Source organism: Fibrobacter sp. UBA4297, from assembly GCF_002394865.1.
Taxonomy (GTDB): Bacteria; Fibrobacterota; Fibrobacteria; order Fibrobacterales; family Fibrobacteraceae; genus Fibrobacter.
Map to the genome: position 1 here is coordinate 46610 of NZ_DGUZ01000023.1, position 22157 is coordinate 68766.

Annotated in this window: 19 protein-coding genes; 3 read left to right on the plus strand and 16 right to left on the minus strand. The window is 49.2% G+C overall.

All coding sequences use genetic code 11. From position 1 onward, the window contains the following. Window positions 1-7 precede the first annotated feature (7 nt). The 13 genes from B3A20_RS14040 to B3A20_RS14100 form a co-directional block, all read right to left on the minus strand. The gene (locus tag B3A20_RS14040) at window positions 8-1957 is read right to left on the minus strand and encodes an FISUMP domain-containing protein (RefSeq protein ID WP_290766069.1); all 1950 of its coding nucleotides are present in this window, start codon (window positions 1955-1957) and stop codon (window positions 8-10) included. A 14-nt stretch (window positions 1958-1971) separates the two neighbouring features. Then, window positions 1972-2802, minus strand: a complete 831-nt coding sequence (locus tag B3A20_RS14045) for a TIGR02147 family protein (RefSeq protein ID WP_290766071.1) — start codon at window positions 2800-2802, stop codon at window positions 1972-1974. Between the two features lie 351 nt (window positions 2803-3153). After that, entirely contained in the window at window positions 3154-4614 is a 1461-nt protein-coding gene (locus tag B3A20_RS14050) for a DEAD/DEAH box helicase (protein WP_290766074.1), read from the minus strand. Between the two features lie 44 nt (window positions 4615-4658). Then, window positions 4659-5816, minus strand: coding sequence for a GGDEF domain-containing protein (locus B3A20_RS14055; protein ID WP_290766076.1), 1158 nt, complete (start codon window positions 5814-5816; stop codon window positions 4659-4661). 104 nt (window positions 5817-5920) lie between these two features. Next, entirely contained in the window at window positions 5921-6607 is a 687-nt protein-coding gene (locus B3A20_RS14060; protein WP_073423734.1) for a methionine ABC transporter permease, read from the minus strand. Then, window positions 6604-7413, minus strand: coding sequence for a methionine ABC transporter ATP-binding protein (locus B3A20_RS14065; protein ID WP_290766079.1), 810 nt, complete (start codon window positions 7411-7413; stop codon window positions 6604-6606). Before B3A20_RS14065 ends, B3A20_RS14060 begins: the two co-directional genes overlap by 4 nt. Window positions 7414-7422: 9 nt before the next feature. Beyond that, window positions 7423-8217 (minus strand): MetQ/NlpA family ABC transporter substrate-binding protein, encoded by a 795-nt coding sequence (locus B3A20_RS14070; protein WP_290766082.1) that lies wholly within the window; start codon window positions 8215-8217, stop codon window positions 7423-7425. A gap of 115 nt (window positions 8218-8332) precedes the next feature. Next, entirely contained in the window at window positions 8333-8782 is a 450-nt protein-coding gene (locus tag B3A20_RS14075; protein WP_073423736.1) for a zinc ribbon domain-containing protein, read from the minus strand. A 277-nt stretch (window positions 8783-9059) separates the two neighbouring features. Beyond that, the gene (gene alaS, locus B3A20_RS14080) at window positions 9060-11708 is read right to left on the minus strand and encodes an alanine--tRNA ligase (RefSeq protein WP_290766085.1); all 2649 of its coding nucleotides are present in this window, start codon (window positions 11706-11708) and stop codon (window positions 9060-9062) included. 113 nt (window positions 11709-11821) lie between these two features. Then, on the minus strand, window positions 11822-12307 hold the full coding sequence (locus tag B3A20_RS14085; RefSeq protein WP_290766089.1) for a hypothetical protein: 486 nt from the start codon (window positions 12305-12307) through the stop codon (window positions 11822-11824). 83 nt (window positions 12308-12390) lie between these two features. After that, a complete protein-coding gene (locus tag B3A20_RS14090; RefSeq protein WP_290766091.1) occupies window positions 12391-12909 on the minus strand; it encodes a hypothetical protein in 519 nt (172 codons plus the stop codon). After that, window positions 12909-13397: a hypothetical protein gene (locus B3A20_RS14095; RefSeq protein WP_290766093.1), complete on the minus strand. Its 489-nt coding sequence runs from the start codon at window positions 13395-13397 to the stop codon at window positions 12909-12911. Before B3A20_RS14095 ends, B3A20_RS14090 begins: the two co-directional genes overlap by 1 nt. 147 nt (window positions 13398-13544) lie before the next feature. Next, the gene (locus tag B3A20_RS14100; protein ID WP_290766094.1) at window positions 13545-14519 is read right to left on the minus strand and encodes a family 16 glycosylhydrolase; all 975 of its coding nucleotides are present in this window, start codon (window positions 14517-14519) and stop codon (window positions 13545-13547) included. Window positions 14520-14906: 387 nt separating this feature from the next. Between B3A20_RS14100 and pflB the strand changes: the two genes are divergently transcribed. Then, on the plus strand, window positions 14907-17162 hold the full coding sequence (gene pflB, locus B3A20_RS14105) for a formate C-acetyltransferase (protein WP_290766095.1): 2256 nt from the start codon (window positions 14907-14909) through the stop codon (window positions 17160-17162). Between the two features lie 153 nt (window positions 17163-17315). Here pflB and B3A20_RS14110 read toward each other — a convergent pair whose 3' ends face one another. Next, window positions 17316-18029, minus strand: coding sequence for a hypothetical protein (locus B3A20_RS14110; RefSeq protein ID WP_290766097.1), 714 nt, complete (start codon window positions 18027-18029; stop codon window positions 17316-17318). Window positions 18030-18128: 99 nt separating this feature from the next. On the opposite strand from B3A20_RS14110, the gene pflA reads away from it, so the two are divergent. Further along, window positions 18129-18908: a pyruvate formate-lyase-activating protein gene (gene pflA, locus B3A20_RS14115; RefSeq protein ID WP_290766099.1), complete on the plus strand. Its 780-nt coding sequence runs from the start codon at window positions 18129-18131 to the stop codon at window positions 18906-18908. 315 nt (window positions 18909-19223) lie between these two features. Here pflA and B3A20_RS14120 read toward each other — a convergent pair whose 3' ends face one another. Further along, entirely contained in the window at window positions 19224-20426 is a 1203-nt protein-coding gene (locus B3A20_RS14120; protein WP_173560917.1) for a type II secretion system F family protein, read from the minus strand. Window positions 20427-20429: 3 nt separating this feature from the next. Then, window positions 20430-21497 (minus strand): type IV pilus twitching motility protein PilT, encoded by a 1068-nt coding sequence (locus tag B3A20_RS14125; RefSeq protein ID WP_088631124.1) that lies wholly within the window; start codon window positions 21495-21497, stop codon window positions 20430-20432. A 51-nt stretch (window positions 21498-21548) separates the two neighbouring features. Between B3A20_RS14125 and B3A20_RS14130 the strand changes: the two genes are divergently transcribed. Further along, window positions 21549-22067, plus strand: a complete 519-nt coding sequence (locus B3A20_RS14130; RefSeq protein WP_290766104.1) for a TlpA family protein disulfide reductase — start codon at window positions 21549-21551, stop codon at window positions 22065-22067. Window positions 22068-22157 lie beyond the last annotated feature (90 nt).

Consider the following 22157-nt stretch of genomic DNA (forward strand, 5'->3'; position numbering starts at 1 on the left):
CATTGGTTTAGTTTTTGATGCAGCGGACTGCGAACAAGTCAGAGTTAAAAAAGTTGAATCGGACTTTCTTACGGGATGTAGTAGCCAAAAGAGGAGTTTGCTCGCTCTTGCCAACTCGGACAAAACTACCATCTTGATCCAGAACCGAGGCAAATTCATAGTAACCATATGTTATCACCTTCGGCCTAGGAACTCCCGAACCATAGGATTCCACAACTTTTCCTTCAATATTCCCAAAGCCACTCGCATCAGCGTCCTTTAACAAGACTCCTTGACTTGCCATGTTTTCAATCAAGAGATCCCAATCAGCTTTATTGGGGATTCGCCATCCATCTGGGCACACGCCCTGATAAGTTGCAAGTTCCGATTCAGGGATAACACTCGAACTATCAAAATAGATTCCATATCCATATTTATGGTTGCAATAATCCCACAACGTTTCAGCAGTATCTAATTCATAACATTCACCCGCTTCAGTTCTAATAAAGCAATATTCAATCCTATTACTTTCATCTTCATACGCACGCAAATCAAACTCAACCGTCAAGCACCGATCTTCAACAGACTCCGTTTTTAGTACCATGTCCTTACCCAACACACGGTCGTAAACATCGGCATTCAACTTAAGAAAAGATTCATCAATATTCATAAACGCAGTCCACTTGTAAAAACGGCCCAGTTTTTCACATGACGGATCGTATTCCCAGCAATTCGTTTTTCCAAGCAAATTCTTTTTCAAGGTACTATCAACACTTGAAGACACCGTATCCGCAAAATTCAGATTTTCGGCCATCCACGTTTGCGTGACATCACCCCAGTTATACGTAACGGTCTTATATGTTTTTCCATCGCGATTGTCCACCATCGTTCCACTTGTGTATGAAGCCTTTTTGGAATCAACCACCCATTTTTTTGACCGGCAGGTGACTGCGAACTTGGGCAATTCATAAAATTCACGAATCGCAATAGTATCTACATCGTTTTCACGCAATTCCGTACATTGTCCCAATCCAACCTTATGAGCCAAATAGCCAACCTCATATTCGAACAACTTTATTGTATTCAAATAATATTGCTGCATTTCTTCTGACGCAGAGAATCGCGACAAAGGCGCAAAGTAAACTTCTTTATAGATCCAGATAAAATTATAACCCAATAATTCATTTTTTATTTCATCTCCACCTCCACGTCCCAAATCGTCAAGTTCAGAAATTTCCAAGTACAATGCCATAACATAATTCAATTCTTCATTTTCCAGGTCTTCAAAGCTTCCAAGATCTTCGTAAATGCCCATGTTTTCAAGAATGTCCTGTTCAGCCTTTTTGCTGGCCTCCGCAAACGACATTCCTTCGGCAAAGTACGCCCGCACTAGCGGGACCTTTTTATTGGACAACGTATTGACGCTTATCTTCTTATACTTTTTCAAGTCAACAATAGCGCTCCTCAAAACCGGATATTTTTGCGATCCATATACACTCATTGCTCCTGTTGAATCAAATTTCGTAGGAAGATCGGTCGTAAAGCCCCACGCACCAGCACGCTCAAGACAATTATTGGTGATGCAGGAATCAAGCGTTTCAATCAATACATACGGGCTATTCAAGGTAAGGTTTTCGAACGAAAAACGACCATCATCATTATCAATCGTATCGACAAACGTACGACCTGTGGCCGCAAGAGATGACGAATTCAGTTCGTAAACAGTCACAACGGTTCCTTTCGCAGCATACAGGGAACCTTCATCATTTTGGATATTTGCCGAGCTATTGCCTTCCTTCGCAAGCAACTTGGGATATACATCGCCCACGCGTCCAGACAAGGCATAAACGCCTGTTTCTTCAACGGTGCCACCGGCAACACCGTTTCCTGAATTCGTTTCCGAGCACGCTGCGAACATAAAGGCGAGCAGCATCGCCATTTTGCAGACAAACTGTCCGCTAATTTTTGAATAATTCATGGTTTCCTCCTCGTTTATTTTTTCAAATCTTGTTTCTGTGTCAGCGGGAAAAGCTGCATATTCAGACGATAGACTTCGTCTGTGGCCGCATTTTTCCGAGCAATGGCAATGACTCTTTTACGGCAATCGGCAATTTCTTGCACGATTTCGTCGTAGCCATCTTTGGTGATGCCGAATGTGACACCGGAGAAATTTCGTTTATCCTGAGCCACACCCTCGATTGCTTCAAGCGCAAGCTCTCCCATTTGGCGGTGCATTGTACGGACGGCCAACGGAGTCACTTCCATGCGGCCCGTCGTCAAGGATTTATTTGTTTGTACATAATTACCTTCGTCGTTCTTTTCAAGGAAACCTCCCTTGACCAAAAAATTCAGCACATCGCTGACTTCGGCGGCGGTAATTTCTGGGCGGCAGGCATGGGCAAGCGCAAGCGGCTTTGCACCAGGCATTGATGGCGCAAGTTCACGGATGACCGGATTTTTCCAGTTTTCGAAAAAGCGGAACGAATCGCCTTCCAAGATTTTAGCCTTGTGGGAGTCTGCAATTGCAAGCATCTTGTTGAATGCAGCCTTCTTCTCGGCATCCGTTTTGGCGTGGTCGAACTTGACCATTTCGGTGAAATATTCGCGTTCGTAATCGACCAAGCGCATAGCATCTGCCACACGGGCGGTCGCCGAATCGCTCAAGTTAAAGCGGCCTTCACTCACGTATTTCAGATAAACACGCGAAGAGAATCCAGCTTCGTTTGCGAACTCTTGCCAAGTAAACGCGGATTTCGCCTTTTTATCGGCGTAATAATCCGCAATATACTGGCGATAGCTCGTATATTCTAGTATTTCTTTCATTTTTCCTCCTTACGACAATCCCTAAATTTTTTCAGGGTCCGTAAAAACAAACGAATTGCGGCTCTTTTGTCCGTTTCGTTCTTGAAATCAAATATACAACATAAATTTTAAAATTGCAATAGATTTACAACACAAAATGTTTATTTTTACAAATTTTTAAAAGATTTTAGAAAATATTATAAAATTTTAAGCATTTTCCACAACACAAATGTATTGTAGAAATGTTTTATTGATATAGAAAATGCCGACCCCGGAATAAATCCGGGGTGACAATGTAAAGGGAGATGCCCGCTCGGAGGCGGGCTTGACAAGATAACGAGATGCGCGGGTATTGCGCCCGCGAGCGAGATTTTACTGTTGCTGGGATTGCGATTCGCGCATGCGGCGGCGAGCGCGGGAACCCGGGCGATTACGACGATGACGGCGACCGCCGTTCTGCGGATTCGGGGTGTTGTCAGCCGGAATGTTTTGCGCGTTCACGTTCTGGGCAGGATTGCGAGAAATCTGCTCGGAATTGTGCGGTGCATTGTTAGAATTCTGCTTTCCGTGATTTCCTTTGCGATTGCCGCGATTATTGCGAGTTTCCGCAGCGCGAGTCTCAGCTTCTTCGCGCGATATGCGACCGCGAGAATTGCGCATCAAACTTTCGGCGGTCTCCTTTTGCGGAGGCGGCAGCTTTTCGTAAATGCTCTGATCGCCTTCCGGGATTTTCACACGCGTAAGCTTTTCAATTCCACGCAAATCGGATTCTTCATCCGGAGAGCAGAACGAAATGGCAACGCCTTCCTTCCCTGCACGGGCCGTACGGCCAATGCGATGCACAAACGTTTCATGTTCATTCGGCAAGTCGTAATTGAACACATGGCTCACATCATCCACGTCAATGCCACGCGCTGCAATATCTGTTGCCACAAGCACTCGAATTTGTTCACACTTGAAATTTCCGAGAGCTTCTTGACGGCGGTTCTGGCTCTTGTTCCCGTGAATAGCGGCACACTTGATGCCCGCCTTTTCAAGCACGCGCACAATTTTATCTGCACCATGCTTTGTACGACAGAAGACTAGCACCTTTTTCATTTCAGGGTGTTCCGCCAAGAGTTCCTTGAGGAGAGCCCCCTTGCGGCGCTTGTCAATGCGGTAAAGCTCCTGACGGATACGTTCAATCGGAGTGCTCTGCGGAGCAACTTCAACACGCACGGGATTCGGGCGCAAAATCGTCGCGGCAAGTTTCGAAATTTCTTCCGGCATCGTAGCACTAAAGAACAAATTCTGTCGGTCTTGCGGGAGCATCGCGACGACTTTGCGGATATCATGGATAAAGCCCATATCGAGCATGCGGTCAGCTTCGTCAAGCACAAAGAATTCAAGCTTCTTGAGCGACACGGCTTTTTGTCCAATCAAATCCAACAAACGTCCTGGGGTAGCGACAAGCACATCGACACCGCGAATAAGCTTTTGCTTTTGCGGATTGTCGTTCACGCCACCAAAAATGCACGCCGTCGAAATCGCCGTGAACTGCGCATAATCCTTGAAGCAGTCTTCCACCTGGATGGCAAGCTCACGTGTCGGCAACAAAATCAAAGCACGACAAGTTTTGGGAGAACGGAACTTCCCGGAATCCAAAAGTCGCTGCAAAATCGGGAGAGCAAAAGCAGCCGTCTTGCCGGTTCCCGTCTGGGCAATTCCCAAGAGATCCTTGCCTTCGAGAAGGCTCGGGATGGAACGTTCTTGAATCGGGGTCGGGGTTTCGTAACCAACAGCGCGGACGGCCCGCTGCAACGGATTTGCCAAAGGAAGTTCTTCAAATTTCATACTGCGCAAAGATAGAAAAAGAGAGGCTCACGCCTCTCGAAAGGTCAACGCTTACGGCGATTCATTTCGGCATGCGCGGCATAGAACGCTTCTTTATCCTCGTACATGCGCTCATCAACAGCGTTAATAAAGGCATCTGCACTTTCGTTCTTCATGTCGAACTTGTGGAATCCAACGGAAATAAAAAGTTTGTAAGGTTTGTCCGTTTCTTTATTGAATTTATCAAAAGAGTGGCGAATTCGAGCAAGGCAATTTTCTATCGCAACGTCATCTTGAGTATTCAACAAAATAATAAATTCATCGCCCGCATAGCGAACTACGCTACCTGCGTTACCCACCGCCGATTTCAGGATTCGGGCCGTTATCACCAACGCATCGTCACCCACCGCATGGCCTAATTCATCGTTGATACGCTTGAACCCATTCAAGTCAATCATGATACCCGTAATGTTCAACTTCGTCCGGTCCGTAAGTTTGTCCAACAGGTAATTCAAATAGGAACGGTTAAAAAGACCTGTCAGTTGGTCATGGTAAATCATTTCGTTCTGGAGGCTCGCAAGCACGCCCGCAATCGAGACGGCTATACTTGTCGGAATCACAGAAATGCCATAATAAAGCGACTGCACCACGCCACCGATGAGAATCGGCGCGAGATAAACCCAAATCGGGAAAAACTTGAGAATGCCGCCTTTTGCCTTCGCCCTAAAGTAAACAACAAGGCTATAAACGACAAACAGGTAATCCACCACCAAAAAGAAGGCGTACAGATTAGTTCTCGAATAAAGGTTGTTCTCGTCGATAGAAAATACAATCGGCGTAAAGAGATTTATCAAGAGCAAAGTAATGCCCACAGCGACAATTGAGTCGAGCACAATTCTAGAACGGCGCGGAATTCCTCCATTCAAATGATAAGACAGGAAGCGTACCCAGAAAAAGCTCGCAAGCATATTCGCCGCAAAAAGCCAAGAGCTCGTCACGTAGACCGAAATCTTGGGGAGAATTCCCGGCACGCCCTTCATCGTATAGGAAATCGGATCCGCGATGCAACTCGTCAACGACAAAAACATCATCATCAACAAATTCTTGTCAGCACGGCTTCGCGTCTGGAATCGCCACAAATTACATACAATCATAACCGCAATCAGGACTATACCGATTACGTTAGTAACATAAATGCTTTCTAGATTAAATAACGGCTCCATATTTCCAACCTGCTCCCTAATTATACATTATAATTAGGCAATCTTGGCAATAAGGGTTCCGCAGAAAAACGCTTTTTGCAACAAAAAAAAGAAGTTTCAAGAAATTATTTAGGACTTTTCTGGCGTCCAAAACTCCCGATAGGGTATTTCACCACCAAAGTTGCCGCCTTGTTGCCGAGGAACTGGATAACCTCCACCATCGCAATGATGATAACGACCGATTCGATCATTACGTCAGTACGGAAACGCTGGTAGCCATAACGGATGGCTAGATCACCAAGACCTCCCCCACCGATTGCCCCCGCCATCGCCGAATAGCCAATCAGCGTGATTATAGTCAAAGTAACACCAGAAATAATCGATGGAAGCGCTTCGGGAATCAACACTTTTCGCACCACCTGACGTTTGGATGCGCCCATGGCAACAGCCGCCTGGATTACGCCCTTGTCCACCTCGTTCAACGCCGTTTCGGTCAAGCGCGCAATAAAAGGAGCCGCCGCAATGGATAGCGGAATAATCGTTGCCTCAGTTCCAATCGCCGTACCCAACACCACACGGGAAAGCGGGAACAGCACAATCATCAAAATCACGAACGGGAACGAACGCAGCACATTCACGATACGGCTAATTAATTGATACGGAATAATTTTGGGAGCGATACCGCGCGGGGATGTGACAAATAAGAAAATTCCAAGAGGAAATCCGAGAAGTATCGCGAACAACGTTGAAAAGAAAACCATGACGACAGTTTCCCAAGTCGATTGCAAAACCAGTTCTGTTATAGGACTCATCTTTTGTTCACCTCGTAACCTTGAGCCTGCAAATAAGCGATAGCGGAATCCACTGTGATTTCTTCGCGACGGATGTTCGACAAAAATTCACGAGTGATTTCGTGCCTGGGCGAACGGAAAACATCCGACACCGCACCCGTCTCGATAACGTAACCTTTGTCTACAACAGCGACATATTGGCAAGCATCGCGCACCACTTCCATCTGGTGCGTAATCATCACCACTGTGAGATTCATTCCTGCGTGGATTTTCTTAATCAAGTCCAAAATTTCGTGAGTCGTCTGCGGGTCGAGCGCACTCGTCGCTTCGTCGCAAAAAAGAATGTTCGGCCGCGGCGCCAAGGCACGTGCAATCGCCACGCGCTGTTTTTGACCGCCCGAAAGTGTTGTAATCGGCGACTTCTCGCGGTCTTCAAGGCCCACAAGCGCAAGCATCTCTTTGACGCGAGCGTCGATATCGCGGCGGTTCCAACCGGCAAGTTCCAGCGGGAACGCCACATTCTTGCCTGCCGTGCGAGAATTGAACAAATTAAAATTCTGGAAAATCATTCCGATTTCGAGCCTACGGCGGTTCAGCTCTTTTTTGGGCAAATGGTCCACACGAACGCCATCGTAATAGACCTCGCCCCTATCGGGAGTTTCTAACAAACTCGCAAGCCGCAACAGCGAAGATTTGCCAGCCCCGCTCTTGCCGATAATGCCGATGATGGAATTATCAGGAAAATCAAGGGACACATCCTTGACTGCCGTGACGCTTGCGCGTTTTGTCGTGTATGTTTTATTGAGATGTTCGAGCCTAAGCTGCATTGATGCAATCTAAAAAACGGGAACCACTTCGCCCTTGGTGTACTTGCCCTTAATCCAATTCTTGACCTTTTCGCTCTTGAGGGCGTTCACCAAGGCCTGAATCTTTGCAGACTTCTCGTTACCCGCCTTGACCGCAATAACATTCACGTAAGGCGAACTCGCATTTTCAACAAACAAACCATGAGATGATGCATTAAGACCTGCCGGAATCGCATAGTTGCCGTTGATGGCTGCCGCATCCACATCCTGCAAAATGCGCGGGAGCGAAGCAGCCTCCAGTTCCTTGAACTTCAGCTTTTTCGGATTCTCGGTAATATCAATGGGAGTTGCAGTGATGCCAGACTTTGGATCAAGCTTAATAAGGCCAGCAGCCTGCAACAAAAGCAAGGCGCGCCCTTCGTTGGTCGGGTCGTTCGGAATCGCAATCGTTGCACCTTTCTTCAAATCCGCAAGCGATTTGACCTTTTTCTTGGAATTCTTCGACGGATAAACTGCGAAAGGTTCCACATGAATGCCGCCCGCATTCACAAGATGCGTTCCCTTTTCTTTATTGAAACTTTCGAGGTAAGGCAAATGCTGGAAGTAATTGGCATCTAATTCGCCAGATTCCAGCGTCTCGTTCGGAGTCACGTAATCTGTGAACTCAACAACCTTGAGTTCATAACCCGCCTTGGCAAGGTCATCCTTAACCAAGTTCAAGATGGAAGCATGCGGCTCCGGAGTCGCACCAACCTTGATGACTTCGGCAGAAAACGTAGCAATAGCGGCAAAAGCAACAGACAAAATAATCTTACTGATATTCATTTTTACTCTCCTATTTTTTTCGCACAAAAGATAGGATTAGCAAGAGTTATCAGCAAGATATATTTAACTATAGCGTTTTATAGGATTTTTCTATACGTATTTTGTGCAAAACGCTTTACGCTTGTTTCCAATGCTTTAGTTGCGAGAGGTGTTTGTCGAAAAAGGCGCGGCGTTCTGCGTCGGGAGTATTGTCGGGATTGGGCATGTGCGAAAGCAGAAAATCGAGGAGGACCGACTTGTCGTTGTAAACAAACTTACCGTCGGTATAGCACCACTTGCAATAATCTTCGTTGAATTCGCCGCTGGGTTCACGGCTGATCATGGAATCTTCGCTGAGAGGCATTCCGCAGCATTGGCAGAAGAGTTGGCGTGGAGCGCCGAGCAACGTGTTGATGGACACGTCGAATTCACGGGAGATGACTTTGAGCATTTCGGTATTCGGCTGGGTTTCGCCAGTTTCCCAGCGGCTCACAGCTTGGCGCGTTACATGCAAGCGTTCGGCCATCTGGTCCTGGGTCAGGTTTTGATTTGAGCGCAACTTAAGCAAAACTTCTCGTACTTCCATAATATTCTCCTTTTGCAAATAAAATATTTTTAATCGTTTATCATTTCTTTTGACGAGTATAATATAGAACCAAGCTATAGCAAAAGCAAGCAACAGGCTGTTGCTTTTTTACGAGAGACGAGCAACCGAGAAGCGCGCGGCCCCCCCCCGGTCCACAAACAAAAAAAAGGCGCCACGCATAAACGCGAGGAACACCTTTTATAGGAGGAGATTCCCGCTCGGAGGCGGGAATGACATGCTATTGTCGCGCGGTTTGTTTCCGCGCGAAACACTTTAATTAAGCACCCAACTTGGCACGGATCCAGTTGTTAGCGTTAGCGATAGCTTCGGCAATCTTTTCCGGTTCGCGGGTACCAGCCTGAGCGCGGTCCGGACGGCCACCGCCCTTACCGTTGCAAGCCTTAGCGAGATCCTTGACGATGTCACCAGCCTTGATGCCCTTGGCCTGAACGTTCTTGCCAACCATCACGGCGATGCTACCGGAACCGTTGTCCTTGTTCGCAATCACGGCGACGCTGTCTGTGTCGAGCTTGTTCTGAACGCCGTCGAGCAAGTTCTTGTACTTTTCATCGGGGATGGAAAGTTCGCGAACGTAGAGGTTCACGCCCATCACGTTGACGCCACCGTTCAAGAGTTCGGCAGCGGCGAGCGTTGCGAGTTCGAGCTTCACGGACTGGAGGCTCTTTTCGAGGTTCTGCGTCTTGGCAAACGTCTGCTGAATGCGGTCGAGAACTTCGGCATCCTTGCAGCGGAGCTGTTCGCGGAGAGCGTTGAGGATCTGCGTACCAGCGCGGAGGAGGCTCAAGGCGCCACGGCCAGAGACAGCTTCGATACGGCGCACGCCAGCGGACACGCTAGATTCAGAAACAATCTTCACCATGCCGATGTTACCGGTGTTCTGCACATGCAAGCCACCGCAAAGTTCGCGGGAGAATTCGACGCCAGCGTCACCCATCTTCACGACGCGGACCTTGTCGCCATACTTTTCGCCGAACAGAGCCATAGCACCGCTAGCCTTAGCTTCATCGACGTCCATCACGTCGGTGTGGACCGGCAAGCATTCCATGATCTTGGCGTTCACGATGTCTTCGACCTTCTGGATTTCTTCGGCGGTCATCGCGTTGAAGTGGCTGAAGTCGAAGCGGAGGAGTTCGTTCGAAACGAAGCTACCCTGCTGCTGCACGTGAGTGCCAAGCACTTCGCGGAGAGCGGCCTGGAGCAAGTGCGTTGCGGAGTGGTTCTTGCGGATGTCAGCGCGACGATCGTTATCGACGGTTGCCATGAACACGGCGCCCATCGTCTTTTCGTTAGCTTCGCCCTTCACAACCTTACCACGGCAGAGAGCGGTATCGTTCACCTTCACGGTGTCGAACACCTGGATTTCGAGGTCGGCAGAAACGAGCGTTCCCTTGTCGCCGACCTGGCCACCCATTTCGGCGTAGAACGGAGAAGTTTCGAGCACGATGCTGAGCACGCCCTTGTCTTCACGCCAGCGCACGACCTTCGTTTCGCAAGCGGAGAGTTCATAACCGACAAAGTTTGTGCTAGCTTGGCTGTACTGCGTCCAGCCTTCGGTACCCATCGTGTTGATGCCCTGCTTCATGTTGGCGCGGGCGCGGGCCTTCTGTTCTTCCATGCACTTGTTGTAGCCTTCTTCGTCAATCGTAAGGCCCTTTTCTTCGGCGAGGATGCCGGTGAGGTCCGGCGGGAATCCGTAGGTATCGTAAAGCAGGAACACCTTGTCGCCCGGAATCTTGTCGCCCTTCTTGAGTTCGGCAGAGATAGCGGCGAAGCGTTCGAGACCAGCGTCAAGCGTACGGATAAAGCTTTCTTCTTCGCTCTTGATTACGCTAGCAACAAATTCCTTGCGTTCGCGAATTTCCGGGAATGCATCGCCCATCGTATCGGCGAGAACCTGCACGAGCTGGCAAATGAACGGCTTCTTCTGACCGAGGAGGCGGGCAAAGCGGCTAGCACGGCGCAAAATGCGGCGGAGCACGTAGCCACGGCCTTCGTTAGACGGGAGAGCGCCATCGGCAATAGCAAACGAAATAGCGCGGATGTGGTCGGCAATCACGCGGTGCGGGGTGCCGGCTTCGCCATCGTTATACGGAACGCCACTGAGTTCAGCAATCTTTGCGATAATCGGGGTGAACACGTCAGTGTCGTAGTTGCTGGTCTTGCCCTGCAAAATAGCGCAGATACGTTCGAAACCCATACCGGTATCCACGTTCTTCGCCTTCAGCGGAATCAAGCTTCCGTCGCTCACGCGTTCGTACTGCATGAACACGTTATTCCAAATTTCGATGTAGCGGTCGTTTTCGCCGTTCACGCCCTTGATCGGGTCCTTGAACGTTTCGGCCTGCGTAGCAAGGTCACCGCGATCGTAATGGATTTCGGAGCAAGGACCGCACGGACCGGTGTCGCCCATTTCCCAGAAGTTGCTGTGGGCGTCAAAACGCATGATGCGGTCATCCGGGAGGCCGGACACGTCCTTCCAAATCTGCCAGGCTTCGTCATCGTCCTGATAAACGGTCGCAAAGAGGCGTTCCTTCGGGAGCTTCCAAACTTCAGTGAGGAGTTCCCATGCCCAGGAAATAGCTTCCTTCTTATAATAGTCACCGAAGCTCCAGTTACCGAGCATTTCGAAGAAGGTGTGGTGGTAGTTGTCGCGGCCCACGACGTCGAGGTCGTTGTGCTTACCAGAAACGCGGAGGCACTTCTGGCTGTTGCATACGCGCTTCCAGCCCTTCGGATTGTCGCCAAGGAAGATGGCCTTGAACTGGTTCATGCCCGCGTTCGTGAACATGAGCGTCGGGTCGTCATGCGGAACCACCGGCGAAGAACGCACGAAGAGGTGGCCCTTGGATTCGAAGAACTTGATAAAGGATTCGCGCACTTGCGCAGAAGTCATTTTTTCGGACATAGCTATTCCTTTGATTTTTTACGAGCCCAAATTTAGAAAAAAAGGAGATGCCCGCACGGAGGCGGGCATGACAAAGCACCAATAACTATTGACTAACGACTATTGACCAACTACTAGTACAGTTTTTTCATATCGGTGAGATGGCCTTCTTTTTCGTGGAAGAGCGTAAGCGAGCCACCCTGAATTTTTTGGAAAATCTTGGTGAGCTTCGCGACAGCGGCCGCCTCGTCAAATCCGACTTCGTTGTACGCCGTCTCGCCAATCACGACGCCCACGTTCATCATGTCCGGGGCCTTGCGGCGCAAGTAATTCAAGAATTCCTCGTCGCTATTGAGCACATCTGTCGGCGTGAGCTTTTCGAATTCCGACGGGTCGCGTGTACTCGCGTGCAGCGGGTACATGTCATCGGCCACAATCTGCCTAGAGTTCAAATAGAAAACGTTACCGACATACAAACTAATTGAATCATTCAGTACCTGACGCACTTCAATCAGCACATCGCTCGTAATCGAAGCTTCCTGAATGTCAAGCTTAGAAGGGGCGCAAGCCATAAAAGCGAGCGAAATTGCGGCAATAGCCGTAAGGAAAAATTTTTTCATGATTACCTCTATATTTAAAATCAATATATAAAAAAGGGCGAGCACACAGCCAGCCCTACTTTAACTTTTTCGAAAAACAGAATTTACATTCCACCGGCGATAAAGCCATCCTTCTGGAGCAATTCAATCGTCTTGTTTATTGAGCCATTGGCTGCATGGGTCTTACCAATACGGTTATAGGCTTCGTACTTAATTGTCGCTTTCCAGACAATCTTACGTTCAGCAATGGAGAGCAAAGCAAGTTCTTCATTAAACGTGTCGATGGCGTTACCGTAAAGGCCAATTTTTGCAAAAGTCTTTATCAAAACGTACTTTGCACGATTCTGCTTGGCAAATTCCGCCAGCGGGGATTCCGAAAGCGTCACTTCGTCGGTTTCGTGGAACGCAATGGCATTTACACCATACGCTCCGCCAAGCGAACTAGCCATCATATCCGCAACTTTATTTGCAAAGTCCCTGAGTGAACTGTTAGCGGTAGCCATAACGACAACCGTTTCGCCCTTGAGCGCATAAACTTTTTCAAAGTTCGATTGTCCGATATTCGTTATGGAACAACCAGCCAAAAGAAAGGCGAATAAAACAGCAGACAAAAGTTTTTTCATTATTTGCTCCTTACGATTTTATTGGTCTTGAAGTCATTAACGATTTCTTTGACCAAGTAATGCTTGGCAAAGCTGCCTCCGGTGCGAATGGACATTTTCCACACAACCTTACGGGTGTCGCAGTTGAACATCGTTGGCAAATATTCAACCGAAACAAGTGAATTCGTGGATTCAAGCCCCATGCCAAGCACCATAGCATAATTGCCGCCACAATTGTCGAGCACCTGAGAGATAGGCACCGGATTAATAGAAAGTTTTTCGTTATAAATAAATTCTGTTTCCAAGTCCAAATCGGAAGCATTCGCATTCCACACGGAATCTATCTTTTGCGTCAATTCTTCGTGCATGGCACGTTCGTTCACTAGTACGTACAACTTCTTCCCAGAAATTTCAAGACCCGGTTCCGAGACGCGGTGGACTTCGTTCGTAGCGCAGCCAAATAAAGCAAAGACAAGCAGAGCGATAACGGCATAATATTTAATTTTCATGTATTTTTCCAACTAGTTAAATGATTTATTACAAATTTTTCCGTTCAAAATAGAAAAAAAATAGATTTATCTATAAAACTTTATAAAAAACATATAAAAAAGCCTCCCGGATTGCTCCAGGAGGCCTCCTATTACACACCAAACTTGTTAGTTCGCTTCGTAGTCCAGGATGAGTCTGCAAACGCCGTTCTCAACAACGAGATTGCTTCGGCGATACGTCACGCGTTCCATTTCCCAGTCACCAGCTGTCCAACGACTCGGATCGATATCTTCACCATCGAAATCATCCTGCCAAGACAGCGTAAAGCCCTTGGTTGTGGGGTCGTAAGCATAGACGCGGACGTAGTCAATCTGCTGTTCAACCGGGAGGCCAATGCCGCCATCCCACTTGCCCGTCCAAGAAGCGGTATTAGATACCCAGAGATTGAAGCGGAGAGTTTCCTTTTCGGTCAAGAATGCCACCTGGTCTGCATCGGCGTGCTTGCCGCGGCTCATGCCAAGCGTATCGCGACGAACTTCGACACTGTCGATTTCCCAAGCCACATATTCCGGAGTCCAGACAATGGCATACAAATGGAAGTCTTGCGTAGCATCAAAGCCAAAAGCATGCAACGGTTTGCTTTCAGAAGCTGTAAGACCTTTGATGGAAGGATCACCTTCGCGGGTAAGAATGTTAGACTGCCAAGAATTCGGGTCCTTGCCAAGCACTTCGATATCAATTTCGTTCCACGGTTCTTCCCCCTTCATCCAGGAATTGTCGTAGTTCAAGAACATAGAACTCACAGAACCAGAGATTGCTGCCATTTTCATGCGTGCTTCAAAACGGCCATACATATACTGTTCCACGCCAGTAAGTTCTGCACCATAGAACGCATATTCCTTCGTCGGGTCAAGTGCAGTAAGCGGCGGAACAGCGTAAGTAAACTGCGGGGCTGCATTCGAGCTGGAAGATACACCCGGAAGGGCTTCTGCAGAGCTAGAGGATGCGCCAGTCGGTGGAACAACAGCATCGGAGCTGGAAGATGCACCAGCAACCGGAGCCGCCGGGAAGGTTGAATCATTGGATTCGGAGCATGCTGCAAGGAGCGCAACGGCAACCATCGGGATAAGAATCTTTTTCATAATAACCTCGTTCTTTCTGTCTATAAGATAGATTCAGACAAAGAAAAGCGTACGCTTTGCGACATGCAATTCAAAACAATCTGTATCAACCGTATCAAATAAAAAATTGATTTTTTTGCTTAATCTGTAAAATTTTCCATTTTATGAATAGCGATGTTTCAAAGATTGACCCGATATTATTTTCGTAAGTTTTTTGAAAGCGTCCAATCAGTTTAATTTGGTGCATTTCACACCTTGCCCACCCTCTTTTAAATATGTATATTGCGCTTTACATTAGAAAAGACAGAAAAAACAGGAAAATTCGTTGTAAGGCCTTTTTCCCCAACCCGAAAAGTTAAGTAATTTTTCAATTGGTTTTAACGGCTTTGCACGAGCAAAAGAGGCTATATGCAGGAAGCATGGACAGGCTTTAAAGGCGGTCGCTGGCAGGAAGAAATCAATGTCCGCGACTTTATCCAGAAAAACTACACCCCTTACGATGGCGACAAGTCGTTTTTGCAGGGTCCCACCGAAGCTACTAACAAACTATGGGCTGAACTGCAAGACCTTCAGAAGAGAGAGATTGCAAAGGGCGGCGTCCTTGACATGGATACAGACGTTGTCTCCACGCTCACAAGCCACCAGGCAGGCTACATCGCCGAAGAAACTAAGGATCTCGAAAAAATCGTAGGTCTCCAGACCGACAAGCCGCTCAAGCGCGCTTTCATGCCGTTCGGCGGCATCAAGATGGCTGAAGAATCTTGCAAGAACTACGGTTACACACCGAGCGAAGAACTTCACCGCATCTTTACGGAATTCCACAAGACTCACAACCAGGGTGTTTTCGACGCCTACACGCCGGCAATGCGCATGGCCCGCAAGGCACACATCATTACGGGTCTTCCGGATACATACGGCCGTGGCCGTATCGTCGGTGACTACCGCCGTGTTGCCCTTTACGGTATCGACTACCTCATCGCCCAGAAGAAGGCAGACAAGGCTCTGACCGACTCTACCGACATGCGCGAACACGTGATCCGCGAACGCGAAGAGCTCGCGGAACAAATCAAGGCTCTCGAAGGCATGAAGGTCATGGCCAAGATTTACGGCTATGACATTTCGAAACCGGCAACAAACGCCCGCGAAGCCGTGCAGTGGCTCTACTTCGGCTACCTCGCCGCCATCAAGACGCAGAATGGTGCAGCCATGAGCGTTGGCCGCGTCTCGACCTTCATCGACATTTACATGACCCGCGACCTGCAGAACGGCGTCATCACCGAAGCCGAAGCGCAGGAAATCATCGACCATTTCGTGATGAAGCTCCGCATGGTCAAGTTTGCCCGTATCACCAGCTACAACGAACTCTTCAGCGGCGACCCGGTGTGGGCGACACTCGAAGTTGCAGGCATTGGTCAAGACGGTCGCCATCAGGTGACCAAGAACGACTACCGTTTCTTGCACACGCTCGTGAACATGGGACCGGCTCCGGAACCGAACCTCACGATCCTCTACAGCCCGCGCCTCCCGGCAAGTTTCAAGAAGTTCGCTGCAGAAATCTCCGTGAAGACCAGCGCCATCCAGTACGAAAACGATGACACGATGCGTCCGATCTGGGGCGACGACTACAGCATCTGTTGCTGCGTCTCTGCAACTCAAACCGGTAAGGAAATGCAGTTCTTCGGCGCCCGCGCAAACCTCGCCAAGACTCTCCTCTACGCCATCAACGGCGGTAAGGATGAATGCCTCGTGAAGGGTACGCAGGTTGGCCCGGAATATCCGCCTATCACTAGCGAATACCTCAACTACGATGAAGTCGTCCACAAGTTTGAACTCTACATGGATTGGCTCGCTCACTTGTACGTGAATACTTTGAACTTAATCCACTACATGCACGACAAGTACTACTACGAAGCTGCCGAAATGGCCCTCATCGACACCAACGTCCGCCGTACGTTTGCAACGGGTATCGCAGGCTTCAGCCACGTTGTTGACAGCCTTTCTGCCATCAAGTACGCCAAGGTAAAGGTTATCCGCGACCCGGCAACAGGCCTTGCGCAAGACTTCCAAATCGAAGGCGACTTCCCGCGTTATGGAAACGACGACGACCGTGCAGACGATATCGCCGTTTGGCTCCTCAAGACGTTCATGGCCAAAATCAAGCAGACCCCGACTTACCGCGATTCCGAACCGACGACAAGTATCCTCACGATTACAAGTAACGTCGTCTATGGCAAGGCTACGGGCGCCCTCCCGGATGGTCGTAAGCAGGGCGAGCCGTTCTCTCCGGGCGCAAGCCCCAGCTACGGCGCCGAAAAGCACGGTCTCTTGGCATCGCTCAACTCTGTCGCCAAGATTCCGTACGAATACGCACTTGATGGCATCAGCAACACGCAGACCATCAACCCGGACGCTCTCGGTCACGATGACGAAGAACGCGCCAACAAGCTCGTGCAGGTTCTCGACGGTTACTTTGGTCAGAGCAGCCACCACTTGAACGTGAACGTGTTCGGCGTTGAAAAGCTCAAGGACGCCATGGAACATCCGGAGAAGGAAGAATACCAGAACTTCACTATCCGCGTTTCTGGCTACGCAGTGCGCTTCATCAAGCTTACTCGCGAACAGCAGCTCGACGTGATTGCCCGCCAGGCACACGGCGTGCTCTAATCGCTTGGAAAAGCGACACGATTGCGAAAGTCGCAAAATTTAAAAGGGTTCCCGAAAGGGGAACCTTTTTTGTTATTGGGGGAATGCCGATTTATGAGGAAATGCGCGCGTTGAGATGCGGCGAAATGCCGCGGAAATGGGAAGGCGACGGTTCTACGCCACAATGTAATTTTCGTTCTTCTGACGGCGAGCGTAAACGGATTCCAGGAACTGAATCACAGAAGTCTTATCGCGCACAAGTCCACGCTTATGGCTCAAGCAAAAACGCGTAGGTTTCAGCGACTTTAAAAGCTTTATTTGCTCGCCAAGGATTTGCACGTTATAGACGTCAGGCGCACCATGCCCCACCATCGGGTAAGTCGCATCGCCCAAGAAAACGTAATCGTCTACGATGAGCGCAAGCGAGCCTTTAGCATGGCTATTGGGCATCGGCAAGATTTGAATCTGCATGCCATCTTCAAACGCAAGCGGTTCCATCACGACGTTCTTCGCAACACCTTCAATTTCACCGAACGTTTTTGAAGTGTAGGCGCCCACGTAAAGTGCATCAATGTCTAGCGAAATCTCGTCACTGCACATGCGCTGGACATTCAGCAAATGGTCACGATGGAAATGTGATATGACAATGTTCTTAGCGAGTCGCGTGGCACTGTTACATACAAAAATATTCGTCGCATTCTCGCCCGCATCACGGTCCACAGGAATGCGCGACAACGCGTTGATAAACTGCGCCGCCTCATCACACGCGCCCACGTCAAAAATCCACCACGCACTATCGCCACGCACGGCAATGACATCCGCGCTCAGCGGGTCATTCGACATCTGCAAATAATGGATTCTATCAGTAAGTTTAACAATCTTGGGCACGGCGCCAAAGATAAAAATTTTCGCTTCACTGCTAGGGTTTCTTTTTTATAATCCAAAATATCTCTTTCATGCGGAGCAAGACTTTTTTATTTTTACACCATGACTCTTGGAAGAATCAACAAGCTCGAAACGTTCGGATCGGTCGACGGACCGGGAATCCGCTTTGTCGTATTTACGCAGGGCTGCCCCATGCGCTGCAAGTTCTGCCACAACCCGGAAACGTGGGATTTCGGCACAAAAAGTGCAAACGGAACCGCGAACGGATCGTTTGAAATTTCCGCAGAAGACCTGCTGAAAAAAGCCGTACGCTACAAGCCCTACTGGGGAACCGATGGAGGCATCACCGTAAGCGGCGGCGAACCTCTTGCACAAATCGACTTCATGATTGAATTCTTCGAAGCTGCAAAAGCGGCGGGAGTCCACACGTGCGTCGACACAAGCGGCATCACGTTCAGGCCCACAGGCAAACCGTTTGCGAAGTTCGAGCGGTTGATGAAATCCACTGACCTCTTGCTCGTGGACATCAAGCACATCGATGCAGACGCGCACAAGGAACTCACAGGCCACGGCAACGAAAACATCATCGAATTTTTCCGTTACCTCGACCGCATCCAAAAGCCCATCTGGATCCGCCACGTGCTCGTTCCAGGCATCAGTGACAATGACGAAGCGCTCACACGCACACGAGACTTTATCCGAACACTAGGGAACGTCAAGCGCGTCGAAGTCCTCCCCTACCACGCATTCGCCTTGAGCAAATACCAAGAACTCGGTATTGATTACGCCCTTAAAGACACACAAACCCCCTCCGCCGACCGCGTCAAGAACGCCAACGAAATCCTCGAAACCGCGAAATACACCGGATGGAAAGAGAAGTAGGCAGTAGACGGTAGGAAGTAGGAAGGGATTGTTATACGAAATGGAGATTCCGGCACATGGCCGGGATGACAGCGCAAAAAAGGAGATGCCCGCTCGTCCCCGTCAAGCGAGGACAGGCGCGAGGACAGGTAGGCGGGCATGACAATGCAAAAAGACGAGGCGCGCAGCTCCGTCTTTAAATTAATTCAAGATTATGCCTAAAGCCATTCAGCTTTCCAAATTTTGCTCAAAACCGAGCGAGACAAAGAACGCTTTGGCGTAGCGTATAACGTGAGCCAAAGCGTGACCGTATCGCGATGTGTTTTCAGCGAAATTTTAGCCCTTGATGGCGTCGCCCATCGAGAACATCGGCATATACATTGCTATGAGGAGGCCTCCGACGGCGCCACCCAAGAACACAATGATAATCGGTTCGATCATACTCACGACGGCATCAACTGCGGCGTCCACTTCTTCGTCGTAGAAGTCCGCAAGCTTCAAAAGCATACCGCCCAAGTTACCAGTCTTTTCACCAACGCCCGTCATCTGGATCACCATGGGCGGGAAAATGCCCACTTCTTCCATCGGCTCGGCAATAGACTTACCGCCTGCAATACCAATCGATATTTTATAAATAGCCTTTTCAACGACTTTGTTACCAGCAGTTGACGCAACGACCTTCAACGCATCCATCACAGAGACACCGGCATTCAAAAGCGTTCCGAGCGTTCTCGAAAAGCCAGCCGTAGCAGACTTAATCTGCAAATCACCTAGCTTTGGCAACTTCAACGTAAACTTATCCATTGCAAATTGCGCTTGCGGTATTCGCATAATCATCTTATAAGCAAAGATGACAATGATAAGCCCGATAAAGATGAACGCGCCGTTGTTTCGTATAAAATCAGATATATTCATCACAACCTGCGTCGGAGCAGGGAGTTCTGCATCGAGAGCAGCGAACTGTTCAGCGAATGTCGGCACCACGAACGTCATAAGGGCAATCACAACGAGAATACCCACAATGATAACCATGATCGGGTACGTCAAAGCCTTTTTCACCTTGCGTTTGAGACGCTGGTTGTTTTCGAGAGTTTCGGCCAGACGAGCCAAAATGCCTTCGAGAATACCGCCCGCTTCACCGGCGGCCACCATGTTGCAATACAAAGAGTCAAAAACCTTCGGATGCTGAGCCAAAGCATCAGCCAAAGAAGAACCGCCGTTAATCGACTGTGTGAGTTTATGCACAACGCTCTTGAGTTCCGGGTTTTCACACTGCGCTTCGAGAATGTTCAAGCACTGAAGCATCGGAAGGCCTGCCGAGCACATAGACGAGAACATACGCGTAAAACGAGTAATGTCTTCGGTCTTGATGCCAGAACCAATCTTAATCTTGATTTCGGTAGGCTTCTTTTTGAGGCTTGTAATAATCAGTCGACGACGGAGCAAAAGGGCTTCGGCTTCGGCCTTGTCCTTTGCTTCGAGCGTACCTTCAAAGTTATTGCCCTGCGAATTTTGGGCTTTGTACAAAAATTCAGCCATCGATTACACCCCTTCCTTCACAAACAACTGTTCCAACTGGTCCGGGCTCGACGAACGGGCAAGCGCATCGAAGCGGTCGACCTTGTGATTCTTGACGAGGTCGCACAGGCACATGTTCATCGTGTTCATGCCGAACTTCTGGCCAATTTCAATCATGGATTCAATCTGGTGCACCTTGTCATCGCGAATCAAAGCACGGATACCCGGCGTCACGTTCATGACTTCGTACGCCATCACGCGGCCGCCACCAATCTTTGGCAAAAGGGTCTGGCAGATGACGCCTTGCAGCACAAACGAGAGCTGCGTACGCACGGTCTGCTGTTCACCCTTCGGGAAGGCGTCGACCACACGGTTAATCGTCTGCACGCAAGAGTTTGTATGAAGTGTAGCAAAAGTCAAGTGACCCGTTTCGGCAATCGTAAGTGCCGAGCGGATTGTTTCCAAGTCACGCATTTCGCCGATGAGCACCACATCAGGATCCTGACGGAGAGCCATCTTGAGGGCCTGGGCAAAGCTGTGCGTATCGCTACCAACTTCGCGCTGGTTGATCATGCAACCCTGATGCTTATGCAAAAATTCGATCGGGTCTTCAACCGTCAAAATGTGGTCGTGACGTTCCTTGTTAATCTTGTCGATCATGGCAGCCAAGGTCGTGGACTTACCAGAACCGGTAGCACCCGTCACAAGCACGAGGCCAGAGGGACGTGTCGTAAATTCGGCCATAATCTTCGGGAGGCCGAGGTCCTTGAACGTCTTGATATCAAGCGGAATAATACGGAGGGCAAGCGCCACGCAGCCACGCTGCAGGTAGGCGTTCGCACGGAAACGCGCAAGATTTGCAATACCGAATGAAAAGTCGCATTCCTTTTGCTGTTCAAAAGTCTTTTTCTGGGCTTCATTCATCAAGCTGTAAGTCATACGCATGGTTTCGTCGGGCTTGAGCTTGTTCTCCCCGATGGGAGTAAGCTTGCCGGAAAGACGAATAAGAGGGGGTGCGCCGGCCGTAATATGCAAGTCGGACGCCCCACGTTTGACCATTTCTGCTAAAAGATCTTGAATGTTATATGCCATGCACTAGAATATAATTTAAAAAGCCCAAAAATTTCATAAATTCTTTATGCAATGCGTTCATCCACTTATAAAATCCTCGCATGGGTAGGGGCAATTATTTTCCTCGGTTTCGCGTTTTATGCGTTCGAGGCCAAGTCCCACTACAACCTGAACTTCCCGGAGGCCGTCGCAAACTTCACGGCGGACGATGTAATGGGAGGTAAATCGGACTACGCAAGCGAGAAGGGGACGGCAACACTTATTGTTTTGACCGCCTCCTGGTGCCCATCGTGCCGAGCGGAGCTCCCCATTCTCAAGCAGTTCAACGAAGAATTCGGGCCGAAGGGCCTTAAGATTTTGATGATTGACGAGGACGATTCCAAGAAGGTCGCCCGCAAGTACAAGAAGAGCATGGACATTCCATGGACGATGCTCCACTGGAACTACGACGCGCTCAAGGCGCTAGGGAATCCAGGTGTGATTCCCGTAAGCTTTGTGGTCGACAAGGACGACAAGATCCAGCACGTCGATGTCGGAGTGCTCAACGAGCTAAGAGTCCGGCACGAACTGAAGAGACTGCTGGGAAAGTAATTTAGACGAAAGATCGCTTCTCCACAAGGTGGATAACAACAACTAAGGCAACAAGTTGCCAAGTTTTGTATAGCTGATAGACGAAAGACG